Annotated in this window: 10 protein-coding genes; 8 read left to right on the top strand and 2 right to left on the bottom strand. The window is 35.3% G+C overall.

Going from position 1 to position 12281, the window contains the following annotated elements:
* Positions 1-44 precede the first annotated feature (44 nt).
* The 7 genes from ATE47_RS03315 (at position 45) to ATE47_RS03345 (ending at position 7658) form a co-directional block, all read left to right on the top strand.
* Positions 45-1013, top strand: a complete 969-nt coding sequence (locus ATE47_RS03315; protein ID WP_062160621.1) for a glycoside hydrolase family 43 protein — start codon at positions 45-47, stop codon at positions 1011-1013.
* A gap of 107 nt (positions 1014-1120) precedes the next feature.
* Positions 1121-3154 (top strand): alpha-glucuronidase, encoded by a 2034-nt coding sequence (locus ATE47_RS03320; protein WP_062160622.1) that lies wholly within the window; start codon positions 1121-1123, stop codon positions 3152-3154.
* Positions 3155-3284: 130 nt separating this feature from the next.
* Positions 3285-3938 carry a fructose-6-phosphate aldolase gene (fsa, locus tag ATE47_RS03325; RefSeq protein ID WP_062160623.1) on the top strand — a complete coding sequence of 218 codons (654 nt, stop codon included), beginning with the start codon at positions 3285-3287 and terminating at the stop codon, positions 3936-3938.
* 97 nt (positions 3939-4035) lie between these two features.
* The gene (gene galK, locus ATE47_RS03330) at positions 4036-5223 is read left to right on the top strand and encodes a galactokinase (RefSeq protein WP_062160624.1); all 1188 of its coding nucleotides are present in this window, start codon (positions 4036-4038) and stop codon (positions 5221-5223) included.
* Positions 5192-6259, top strand: coding sequence for a UDP-glucose--hexose-1-phosphate uridylyltransferase (locus ATE47_RS03335; RefSeq protein WP_335338442.1), 1068 nt, complete (start codon positions 5192-5194; stop codon positions 6257-6259). Before galK ends, ATE47_RS03335 begins: the two co-directional genes overlap by 32 nt.
* Before the next feature lie 75 nt (positions 6260-6334).
* Complete coding sequence (locus ATE47_RS03340; protein WP_062160626.1) at positions 6335-7132, top strand: Cof-type HAD-IIB family hydrolase; 798 nt, start codon at positions 6335-6337, stop codon at positions 7130-7132.
* Positions 7133-7160: 28 nt separating this feature from the next.
* Positions 7161-7658, top strand: a complete 498-nt coding sequence (locus ATE47_RS03345) for a zinc ribbon domain-containing protein (protein WP_062160627.1) — start codon at positions 7161-7163, stop codon at positions 7656-7658.
* A gap of 524 nt (positions 7659-8182) precedes the next feature.
* Here the strand turns inward: ATE47_RS03345 and ATE47_RS03350 are convergent.
* Both ATE47_RS03350 and ATE47_RS03360 read right to left on the bottom strand, forming a co-directional pair.
* Positions 8183-9334 (bottom strand): terpene synthase family protein, encoded by a 1152-nt coding sequence (locus ATE47_RS03350; protein WP_062160628.1) that lies wholly within the window; start codon positions 9332-9334, stop codon positions 8183-8185.
* A gap of 1337 nt (positions 9335-10671) precedes the next feature.
* On the bottom strand, positions 10672-11310 hold the full coding sequence (locus tag ATE47_RS03360) for a hypothetical protein (RefSeq protein ID WP_062160630.1): 639 nt from the start codon (positions 11308-11310) through the stop codon (positions 10672-10674).
* 547 nt (positions 11311-11857) lie between these two features.
* On the opposite strand from ATE47_RS03360, the gene ATE47_RS03365 reads away from it, so the two are divergent.
* A complete protein-coding gene (locus ATE47_RS03365; protein WP_062160631.1) occupies positions 11858-12232 on the top strand; it encodes a hypothetical protein in 375 nt (124 codons plus the stop codon).
* Positions 12233-12281: the final 49 nt, after the last annotated feature.

Below are 12281 nucleotides of genomic sequence, written 5' to 3' on the forward strand. Positions count from 1 at the left end.
TTTATTATCTATCAGTTTATTATCTAAATATCTATATTAAAACAATGAAAAAAGCAAAATATCTATTCCCGAAAGATTATATGGCAGACCCTTCCGTACACGTTTTTGAAGGCAAACTGTACATCTACCCGTCACACGACTGGGAAAGCGGAATGGAAGAAAATGACAACGGCGACCATTTTGATATGAATGATTATCACGTTTTTTCTTTAGACGACGTTGAAAACGGTGAGATTACTGATCACGGTGTTGTCCTTTCGGTAAAAGATATTCCCTGGTCGGGAAGACAGCTGTGGGATTGCGATGTAGCGTATAGAAATGGCAAATATTATATGTATTTTCCTTTAAAAGATAAAAATGACATCTTCAGAATCGGTGTTGCCGTGAGCGATAAACCTTACGGGCCATTCGTTCCGGAGAAACATCCGATGATGGGAAGTTACAGCATCGATCCCTGTATTTTCGAAGAAAACGGAAAACATTATATGTATTTCGGCGGAATCTGGGGTGGGCAATTACAACGTTACAGAAACAACAAGGCTCTGGAATCTGCGATTCTTCCTAATGAAAATGAACCGGCAATTCCTTCAAAGGTTGCTGTTTTGAGCGATGATATGCTGGAATTCGGGGAAGAGCCTAAAGACGTTCTGATTCTTGACGAAAACGGAAGTCCTTTACTTCACGGCGACAAACACCGCTTTTTTGAGGCTTCGTGGATGCATAAATACAACGGTAAATATTATTTTTCATACTCTACCGGCGACACCCATTTGATATGTTATGCAACGGGCGACAATCCTTACGGGCCATTTACTTTTCAGGGAGAGATTCTGACGCCTGTCGTTGGATGGACAACCCATCACAGTATGGTGGAGTTTAAAGGGAAATGGTATCTGTTCTTCCATGATTGTGTTCCGAGCGAAGGAAAAACATGGCTCAGAAGCATGAAAGTCATTGAACTTGAATATGACATAGATGGTAAAATTAAAACCATTGAAGGTCTAGAGGGATAATCAATAGGAACGGGCAATATCATCCTGAACGGAGTCGAAGGAGCCCGTTTAAAATGCAATATGCAATTTGGCTTAGCCAAAACTTAATAAATTTGAAACATTTACCAATGCAAAATTTCCGATTATACATCCTATTATTTTTAATGATTCCGTTAACGGTTTTGGCTGAGGACGGAAGTCAGCTTTGGCTTCGGTTTCCGGCGAAGAATGGAGTTTCAGCAGATAAAATTATCGTCAAAGGAAACAGTCCGACGTTGAATATTGCCAAAAAAGAATTGATGAATCATTGGCAGGGCCAGGAAATTGAACTGCGCACGGATAAATCATTAAAAAATTTGAAAGGCGGTTATACGATAAAATCGGTTCAGAACAAATTGGTTATTTCTGCTGAAAAAGAGATCGGATTGCTTTACGGAGTCTATCATATTTTACGATTGCAGCAGACAAAATCAGCGGTAACAAATCTTAATATTACTGAAAAGCCTTCGTATGATGTCAGAATTCTCAACCATTGGGATAATCTGGACGGAACTATTGAGCGTGGGTACGCGGGACATTCGCTTTGGAAATGGGAAGATTTACCCAAAACAATTTCGCCCAGATATGAAGAATATGCAAGAGCCAACGCTTCGGTTGGAATTAATGCGGCTGTTCTCAACAATGTGAATGCCTCTCCGAATATGCTCAGGAAAGACTATCTGGAAAAAGTAAAAGTCCTGGCAGACATTTTCAGGCCTTACGGAATCAAAGTCTATCTTTCCGTTAATTTTTCATCGCCAAAAGTTTTAGGCGGGCTGGAAAATTCCGATCCTTTGAACAAAGATGTTCAGAGATGGTGGAAAGATAAAGCTTCCGAAATTTATAAATTAATTCCAGATTTCGGAGGATTTTTGGTGAAAGCGAATTCTGAAGGACAACCCGGTCCGCAGGACTACGGTAGAACGCACGCAGACGGCGCCAATATGATGGCGGATGTTCTGAAACCTTATGCCGGAATTGTGATGTGGAGAGCTTTTGTGTATAGTCCAAGTAAAGAAGACCGTGCAAAACAGGCTTACCTGGAATTTGTTCCGCTTGACGGGAAATTCAGAGATAATGTCATCATTCAGATCAAAAACGGACCCGTTGATTTTCAGCCCCGTGAAGCGTTTAATCCACTTTTCGGAGCCTTGAAAAAAACTTCTGAAATGGTTGAATTCCAAATTACCCAGGAGTATTTAGGATTCTCAAATCATCTCGTTTATCTTGCTCCGTTATTTAAGGAAACACTTGACAGCGATACTTATTCCAACGGAAAAGGTTCTACAATTGCTAAAATTACGGACGGAACTTTAAGACCGGCAAAGATTTCGGCTATCTCAGCAGTTTCCAATATTGGGGAAGATAAAAACTGGACGGGACATCATTTTGCGCAAGCTAATTGGTACGCCTTCGGACGTTTGGCCTGGAATCACGATTTGACTTCGGAACAGATTGCCGATGAATGGATTAAAATGACATTTACGGATAATGAAAAATTCATCAATCCTGTAAAAGAAATGATGCTCATTTCAAGGGAAACAGCAGTGGATTATATGATGCCTCTCGGCTTACACCATATTTTCGCAGGTGGACATCATTACGGTCCGGAGCCGTGGGGAGATTACAAAGGCGGAAGACCGGATTGGTCACCAGTATATTACCATCAGGCAAATGCTCAGGGAATCGGTTTTGACAGAACAAAATCAGGAAGTTATGCTGTTTCACAATATTTTCCTCCGTTAAATGAAATCTATGGAAATATCAAAACCTGCCCGGAAAACCTGCTTTTGTGGTTTCATCATGTTCCGTGGGATCATCAGATGAAAGACGGAAAGACTTTGTGGGAAGAATTATCTTACAAATACGATACAGGTGTAAAAAATGTACGCGAATACCAGAAAATATGGGATAAAATGCAGCCTTATGTAGATGAAGAAAGATTTCAAAACGTTCAGTCAAAATTAAAAATTCAGGCAAAAGATGCCGTTTGGTGGAAAGACGCCTGCCTGCTTTATTTCCAGACTTTTTCGAAAATGCCGATTCCTTATGATATTGAGAGACCGGTTCACGAACTTGAAGATTTGAAGAAGATTAAACTGAATATGGGACATCACAATTAAGATTCTTACAACCTAGAAATCACTTGCTTTCTTATTTTCCAGTTTTTATTCTAAAATAGTTAGAGAAAAATTGTACGGATAATTTAATAAGTGTAAATTTAACACTTAAATAATTTTAACAATATATTTTATGAAGTTTTTTATAGACACAGCCAATCTTGCTATGATCGAAGAAGCCAATGCTTTGGGCATTCTGGATGGCGTTACAACCAATCCTTCTTTAATGGCAAAAGAAGGGATTTCCGGAAAGGAAAATATTCTGAATCATTACCTTAAAATCTGCGATATCGTAGATGGCGATGTAAGTGCCGAAGTGATCGGAATTACGTATGATGAAATGATCAAAGAAGGAGAAGAGCTGGCTGCACTGCATCCTCAGATCGTGGTAAAAGTTCCCATCATTAAAGACGGTATCAAGGCAATCAAATATTTTTCCCAAAAAGGAATCCGAACAAATTGTACTTTGATTTTTTCTGCCGGACAGGCTCTTCTGGCTGCAAAAGCCGGAGCAACCTATGTTTCCCCTTTTTTGGGCAGGCTGGATGATGTTTCTACAGACGGTTTAAATTTAATTGAAGAAATCAGAACCATTTTTGATAATTTCGGATTTGAAACACAGATTTTGGCAGCTTCCGTAAGACACAGCATGCACATAATCAATTGTGCTAAAATTGGTGCCGATGTTGTTACCTGTCCGTTGCCTCCGATTTTGTCATTGCTGAAGCATCCCTTAACAGACAGTGGTTTAGATCAGTTTATCAAAGATTCTCAAAAAATGAAATAATTATATGCAGATACTTCTTTGCAAAATATTCCTGATAAAAAGCTAAATCAAATTTTAAGACTCAATTTATCTAAAAAAGTATAAATTGCAGTCATCTATGATGGAGAAATTAATCAATTATACAACAGAAGCATTTAAATTAAAATTCAATTCAGAACCGGACAGTATTTTTCTGGCTCCGGGAAGAATTAATATTATTGGTGAGCATGTCGATTACAGCGATGGTTTTGTGCTTCCCGCGGCTATTGACAAACACATTTGTTTTGCTGTAAAAAAGGTGGATAACTCGGAAACCTGTACCTTTTTTGCTAAAGACTTTGACGATTCTTTTAGTTTTAATATCAACCAAAAACAAACTCCGGTTTCGCAGATTTGGGTTAATTATTTATTGGGTGTATTTAATGCTATTCAGGAAAGTGGAAAAAAGATTGGCGGTTTACAGATTGCTTTTAGCAGCAACATACCGATGGGCTCCGGTTTATCGTCGTCAGCAGCTTTGGAATGCGGATTCGCCTTTATTCTCAACCAGTTTTTTGATTTAAATTTAACAAAGAAAGAGTTGGCATTAATCGGGCAGAAATCCGAACATACCTTTGTTGGTGTAAAGTGCGGAATTATGGATCAGTTTGCTTCCGTTTTCGGCAAAGAGCATCAGGTGATCATGCTGGATTGCAATTCTCTGGAACATCAGTATTTTGAAGCCAATCTGGAAGGGTATAGTCTGGTGCTTTTCGACAGTTGTGTAAAACACACGCATCTCACTTCCGGCTACAATGACAGGCGAAAAGATGTTGATAAAGGGAAAAAGATATTGTGGGAAAAATTCCCTGAAATAGAGAAATTCAGAGATTTCAGTTTTTCAATGCTGGATGAAGTGAGAGCAGAAATAGGAGAGACGTCTTATAAAAGATGCCTTTACCTTTTAAAGGAAATCAAAAGAGTTGAAAAAGCTGCTAAAGCCTTGGCAGAAGGCGATGTAAAGTATCTGGGTGAGCTTCTTACCGAAACACATTCCGGGCTTTCCACTGAATTTGAAGTGAGCTGCGAAGAACTCGATTTTATGGTAAAGGAAACTTTAAAGGAAAAAGGCGTTTCAGGTGCAAGAATAATGGGCGGTGGTTTCGGCGGATGCAGCATCAATCTTATTAAAGATGAAAATGTAGCTGAAGTGATTAAAAATATCAGTTTAAAATACAAAACGGATTTTAACATCGAAATGAAAGTGTACCGTGTAAAAATATCGGATGGAATTAATGAATACAAAAGAAATGAATTCGTCATTTAATCAGAAAAAACACCCTCACAGAAGATACAATCCTCTTTCGGATGAATGGATTCTGGTGTCTCCGCAAAGAGCAAACCGCCCATGGCAAGGGCAAACCGAGAAAGTTGCCGAAGAAAAACTTCCTGTTCACGACCCGAATTGTTATTTATGCTCCGGAAACATGCGTGTCAATGGCGAGAAAAATCCCGATTATAAAGGGGTTTATGTTTTTGATAATGATTTTGGTTCTCTGATGAAAGTTGATGTTGAATTTTCTGATGAACAGCCGGATTTTTTTTCATTAAAACCTGAGCGCGGGATTAACAGGGTCATTTGTTTCTCGGATAATCACAGCCTTACTTTACCGGAAATGGAAGTAAATGATATTAAGAAAGTCGTTGACGTCTGGCAACAGCAATATGAGGAATTGGGAGCCGAAGATTACATCAATCACGTTCAGATTTTTGAAAACAAAGGAAGCGTGATGGGATGCAGCAATCCGCATCCTCATGGTCAGATCTGGGCGCAATCTTCTATTCCGTCAACAGTTTTGAGAACGCAGGAAAATCTGAAAAAATATTTTGAAAAAAACGGAAGGTCACTTTTAGAAGATTACGTTAAAAAAGAACTGGAAGTAAGAGAAAGAATCATTTTTGAAAATGAGGATTTTGTGGCTTTAGTTCCATTTTGGGCAATCTGGCCTTATGAAACAATGATTGTCAGCAAAAGGAAAACTGAAAATATTCTGAAGTTTTCTGATTCCGAAAAACATTCTTTAGCAGAAATATTGAAAGATTTAACCATAAAATATGACAATCTTTTTGAGATTTCTTTTCCGTATTCAGCAGGAATTCATCAATCGCCAACGGATGGGAAACCACACCCTGAATGGCATTTCCATATGCATTTTTATCCGCCTTTGCTACGAAATGCAGAGGTGAAAAAATTTATGGTAGGCTACGAAATGCTGGCAGAACCACAACGCGATATTACACCCGAACAAAGCGCGGAAATATTGCAGAATCTTTCAGTTGTACATTACAAAACCTATAAATAAAAAGAACTTAACTTTGCACCATAAATTTTAATTGATCAAGAAATTCCATTTGAATTTTTTGTAAAGAATATTATTATGAGAGATATTAAACTGATTGTCACAGATATGGACGGCACTTTTCTCAATTCGGATTACGAGGTAAGTCCTAACTTTTCTGCTATTTTTAAAGAGCTGAAAAAAAGAAATATCCTGTTTGTCCCAGCAAGTGGCAGACAAATGCCGGGTATTACTCAATATTTTGAAGAAATTAAGAATGACATCGGTTTTATTGCAGAAAATGGGGGATATGTCGTTTACAAAAATGAAGAGCTTTTCGCAGATAAATTAGACCATCAATTTATTGTTGATATTACTGCAGCTATTCGTGAAATTCCTGGTGCGAGAGCAGTTTTATCAGCAAAAAAGAAAGCATATTATGAAAGTGATGATCAACAATTTGTTGATTATTTTACAAGATATTATACGGAGAATCAAAAAGTAAATGATTTGGGAGAAGAAGTGGATGACGATGTCTTCAAGATCGCAGTTTATCATCCTGAAGGTTCTGAAAAGAACCTTTACCCTTTCCTGGAAAAGTTCAGGGAGAATAATCTTGAAGTCGTTGTATCCGGGAAATACTGGCTTGATATTATGAATAAAGATATCAACAAAGGCAATGCGCTGGAAAAGCTGCAGAACCTTCTGAATATTTCACCGTCCCAAACCATGTCCTTCGGAGATTATATGAATGATATTACCATGCTGGAAAAATCAAAATATTCTTATGCAATGGAAAATGCCCATCCTTCTGTAAAGGTTGCCGCCAGCTTCTCTACACTTTCAAATGATGATTTTGGAGTCTTAAAAACGATTAGTGAATATTTAGAAATTTAATTTTAAGCAGACACAATTAAGTGCATTTTTGGTAGCTTTGCGAAACCCTGGAAAAATATTTATTGAGAAACATAATGAAGAAGAAGCTCATTTTGTAAGGAGTATCCACGAGGCTATTATTTATGAAGAACTTTTTGATAAAGTACAGGGCCTGATGGATCGCAGAATTTCAAAAACACGTCCTAATGTTAAAATATTATGCGATGAGAATCTTCCTTTAAGAGGATTTTTAACTTGCCCGGAGTGTGGTCGAATCCGTAACGGAAGTGCTTTTAAAGGGCGTGCTAACAGATATTACTATTATCATTGTAAAGCACCATGTACCTACAGATGTAAAGCAGAGGTAGTTAATGACAAGTTTTTGGAAATATTCAAGCGAGCTGAAATGAAAGAATCTGTGAAGAATTATTTGCGAAAATTACTTATCGAAAACTTTAAAGACATTAATGAGAATCCCATTCACAGAAGAAAAAAAATTGTCAGAAATTTAAAGGTTACAAAACAAGCTCAAACTTGCAAGAAATAAATTTACTCGAAGAAGTTATTGAAAATGACGAATATTATGAAATAAAATAGGATTGTCAAACCCAGATTGGGAAATTGAAAAAAAATAAGTGAAGATACTGTGAAAAAAAATAGATTTATCTTACATATTAATAGCAAGTTACATACGAAAAAAACCGAAAGAAAGTGAATTATCATCTCTTTCCGGTCTTGTACTCACAACCGAAGAGATATCGAAACATTTATTGAGGAATTTGGAAAAAATAAAGGAATGGCGGTTAAAGCCTATATAGCATTTAGTATTCCAAATAAAAAAATCACGCTATAGTTGATAATGCAATTAACTATTATAATGACCAATTAAAATCTTAATTATATTATTATGTTATATTGTTGTTTAATATTGGCATAAACTAATATGTCATTATCTAATTTTTTATTTGTTATTGATGGTATAGTAATTTCTATTTGGGAATTCCGACTCACAAAGAAGTTGTTATTTATAATTCAGGTAACTGTATGGGGGTGTCAACTTTAAGGGGATTTTTATAAATCATCGGGTATATATATTGTCCCTCCTTCCGGACTCCGCTTCAGTATGCCAGAAGCTATGGTTGTATTGAAGCTTTCGCCATGATATCTTTTAGACAACCTGTGCCATTTTTCATTTCCTGACATATAATATTGCTGTCCTTCAATAAACTGCCGGACATTTTTTGAAATATATTCACCACTTGCAAACCACTCGTCTTTTATTTGAATATATTCTTCCTGCATTTGTTCTATTTCATCACATAATTTATCTATAGCCTGTTGAAAGGTCATTCCTTCATTTAGAATAAATATGGAAACAGCAAGATGAAGATTCTCAAACGTTCCTTTATATTCTTTAAAGAGTGAAAAAAGATCATTGATAAACGCTACATGAAGTGTTCCAATTTTCTCTAATTCCTGAAGCTTAGGGTGGAAATATTCCTCATTTGTGAGTTCTATATCATATAAATATTCCAACATTAATGTGCAGGGAATAGATGCAACGCTTTTCACTCTGTACTCTTTGTATTGCTGTAGTGTGGTGCTTTTTTCATTACCACTCATCTTGGCTTGTAACATGGCATTTTCCATATAGCTTTTAAAGCTGTTGATATAGCGTTCTCTCTGCATAGGAGACAGATCATCTATAATATTTTTCATCATACTGAAGTTTCTTCGCATATAAATTGGGACATTAGGCATCCTCATCAAAATAGTACGAACTGCTTTAACGTGCCATGGAGTACTGTCTCTTAGAGTTTCTATCAATTTTATAGCCTTTTTCCAAAACTTAGCTATAGTTTCAGAATCAGAATTTCCGTCTCCCCAGTCTTCATCCGCATGATCATCCATAATAGTAAACATTTGAAAAAAATAAAATGTTTTTTTAAATTTATTCAAATCTCTGGTGAGAGGGAAGCATAATGCCATCCAATAGCTGATACCACTTGAAATGGTTTGCTGGTATGCTCTTGTTCCTTTTTTGATGCCACTTTTTTTTGCTCCCCACTCTATGAGTTTTTTCTCTAGCTGTTCATTGTACAAAACGTAGCATTTATATTTTTGTATATTCTTAAATTTACGAAGATAGAATTGTAGAGGTTCTTTTTCGGTGGCAGTATCTTTCTGGATACTTTCTTCATTTAGTAGTTCAAGTGTGTTCATGGTTTTTTTGAGTTTTGTTAATTTATTTTTATAGTTTTCGAAAAAAATAAGATGAAGTGTTTTTCAAAGGTTATTATTTTAGTTTGGTTTTAAAAATCAATACTTACGATGGGAACCCATCACTCGCTCATATTTCTTCTAATAGATAAGGGATAGAAAATCAGATGTTTACATAAGTAAATTTAAAATAATTTTCCAATTGTAGTGAATTTTTTATGTTAAATTTTCACAATCAATTGAAATACGTTGCACAAAGGACTTTATTCGATAAAATTTTTCGTTCAGTCGTTTTAAGAAACACATCATGCATATTGAGTTCATGATAATATAGTAATCTTGTGTCTGCTATAATAGAATACAGATATAAGTCTTGTGGATATATCTTATTTAGCTCTTAATTTAAATCTGAAAATGTAGATCAATAAGATGATAAAATAATATAGAGCATAATGTTTTAGAAAACTATGGTCATTTTGTTGCTTAAATCAAGCTGACGCCTTGCTTATCCCAAGATAAAGAAATCGCTAAATTGTAGTATTACCTAATCGAATACTTTTAATAAGTCCTTATTTGACGAACCTACTCCAAGCGCAAATTCACTTAATATTGTTAAAAAGCAAATAGAAGGTGAGAGAGAAGCTTTGGGACGAATTGGCAATCAATTCTGAAACCAGCATTACCTGATTCGGCAGATTTTATGTATTTACTTAAGTAATTCAAAGCTCAAATTAAAAAATATTTTATGGATGAGCCAATAAAGTAAAAATAGAACGGTTAAAAAACGACCACCTAATAATTAAAACCTCTGAAAATCAAATGATTTCAGAGGTTTTTGTGCCCAAGACCGAAGAAGTGTCGAACCATTTAATAGAAGATTTAGAAAGAATTTATGCAATTTATCAACTTAAGAATCCTGTTAAGGGACCTTGATGAGCGTTTCTTCAAACACTTTTATTGATGATTTGGTTCGGTTAAGGTAAATTAAAGTACAAACCTCATTCTTATCAAAAAAAATAAGGCAGCAAATTAAATATCTGCTGCCATACATTGTACATATTGAAAATACCCTTTATCAGTTTGTTTTTTGAGATTTCTTTTTAAAAAAATTCAATACCTTGGAAAAGAGATTGGGATAAAATCTTATTGTCCCAATTCCCATCTCCTTGGTAGAAGGGAATAACAGCTTAATAAACGGAACAGTAAAAATCACACATAAAACAAGAATGATAATATTACTGTTTCCATTAAAGTGCCCTCTTTTCAAAAAAAACACTAGCAAACCAATTGCAAATGCAAATAAAAAGGATATTAAAATATTTTTTTTCATATAAAATATATTATGCAAACAAACAGCCTACCGCAATACCTGAGTAATATCCTGCATAGCACCATGGACCTCCGAAAGAGCATACTACAGCACCGGCAATACCTTCTGCAGAACCTGCTACACCTTCAAAACATGCACGCCATTTACCTTTTTGAGTAAGCTGGGTGTATTTGGAAGATGTACTGTAAACTTCCAGAATCGTTACATATGCATCTGTTCCGTCCAATTCAACTTTAGCCCGGCTGATCTTATTTCCTTCACCATCCACATAAACGATTTCGCTATAATCTGAGGTAACCGGAACTACTTTCAGATCAATCAGCCTGTCGCCATCCATATCGAAAACATAGTTACCTTCGGCATCTAAACCACTGTTCACCTTAACATGGTTTTCTCCGTGGGTGAAATCAAGTTCAGCAGTGCTTACTGGTTTAAATCCATCGAAATAATCTTCTTTCCCAATATTGCTGACCGCATCAAGGCTCGTAAGGTTTTCTATTGCTCCGAGCTTGGATGCATTTGCCCCTATTTTGTTTTGAGTATGAGCTGTTGTCGTTGTATCATTGGTAATATCTCCCTGATTGTCGCAAGAATAAACAGACAGTGCACTAAAAAGTAAAGATAACGATAAGATTACAATTTTTTTCATAATAAGATATAAAATCCCCTTGTATTATTCGGCAGAAGTCGAGGATTTTTCTTCTTCCGATTATTGACTATTAGTTTATGGTGTTTAGCAGAATCCTTGAATTTTTCAAAGAGCTTTATCTTTTTTCTTTTTTGTCAGTCACTGCTGCAAAAAACGATATTCCAAAACCTTATCTGATAAATCACCAATTGTTGATCAAATTTACAAACATTGCTTGATTACAGGGAGTTTTTGTGGGAACGATCGATTAAAATTTAATTAAAATCAGCTTAAAATTTTATTAAAAATGATATATTGATTTTTTTATTTTCTTGCCAGATATTATTTTATAGTCTTGCTAGTAACGGCTATGTTATTGCAACAGTAATTCTTTACTTAGCCTACTGTTATGTTTTTATAATCCGAGTTTCATCAGCACGGCTTAGCATTATTGAAAACATTCGTGTGTTGTATAAATAAAGCGAAGATAGAACCACGGCTCAGTAATATTAAAGAAAAAATATTATTTTCACTTAAAAATAATGTATAAAATTAACGCGCATCAAGGATGAAAAATTTCATTAGGAGAATCTCGATCATTTCTTATTTATTAATTATTTTGGCAGGATGGATGAGTGGAATTCCTCTTATAATATATTTAATTTTTACAGTCTTTGATTTCGGAAATATTGACCAATTATTTGCAATATTTGGATGTACAGGAATTATTTTAAATCTGACTAAATGGAAAACAAACATAATTGTAACTATCCTAAGCTTCATACTTATGTTATCACCAGTCATTAGCAGGTTGATACAAGTTCCAATTGGAATGTTCAATTATTTAGCATTTCAAATTCCTCTGACAATTTTTATAATAACTTATTTAATATATATCATACTTAATGTAAGAGAGAAAACTCCTGGGAAGGACTTACAATAAATGGATAAAAGCAAACAAGACTATTTTGATGTTCTTTATTTTGCCATTT

The sequence above is a fragment of the Chryseobacterium sp. IHB B 17019 genome, from assembly GCF_001456155.1.
Classification (GTDB): Bacteria; Bacteroidota; Bacteroidia; order Flavobacteriales; family Weeksellaceae; genus Chryseobacterium.

What these genes read in the sequence shown, in the direction of transcription:
- ATE47_RS03360 (WP_062160630.1), bottom strand. Translation starts at nt 11,310, where the DNA reads ATGAAAAAAATTGTAATCTTATCGTTATCTTTACTTTTTAGTGCACTG.
- galK (WP_062160624.1), top strand. Translation starts at nt 4,036, where the DNA reads ATGATGGAGAAATTAATCAATTATACAACAGAAGCATTTAAATTAAAA.
- ATE47_RS03335 (WP_335338442.1), top strand. Translation starts at nt 5,192, where the DNA reads ATGAATACAAAAGAAATGAATTCGTCATTTAATCAGAAAAAACACCCT.
- ATE47_RS03340 (WP_062160626.1), top strand. Translation starts at nt 6,335, where the DNA reads ATGAGAGATATTAAACTGATTGTCACAGATATGGACGGCACTTTTCTC.
- ATE47_RS03350 (WP_062160628.1), bottom strand. Translation starts at nt 9,334, where the DNA reads ATGAACACACTTGAACTACTAAATGAAGAAAGTATCCAGAAAGATACT.
- ATE47_RS03315 (WP_062160621.1), top strand. Translation starts at nt 45, where the DNA reads ATGAAAAAAGCAAAATATCTATTCCCGAAAGATTATATGGCAGACCCT.
- fsa (WP_062160623.1), top strand. Translation starts at nt 3,285, where the DNA reads ATGAAGTTTTTTATAGACACAGCCAATCTTGCTATGATCGAAGAAGCC.
- ATE47_RS03320 (WP_062160622.1), top strand. Translation starts at nt 1,121, where the DNA reads ATGCAAAATTTCCGATTATACATCCTATTATTTTTAATGATTCCGTTA.
- ATE47_RS03365 (WP_062160631.1), top strand. Translation starts at nt 11,858, where the DNA reads ATGAAAAATTTCATTAGGAGAATCTCGATCATTTCTTATTTATTAATT.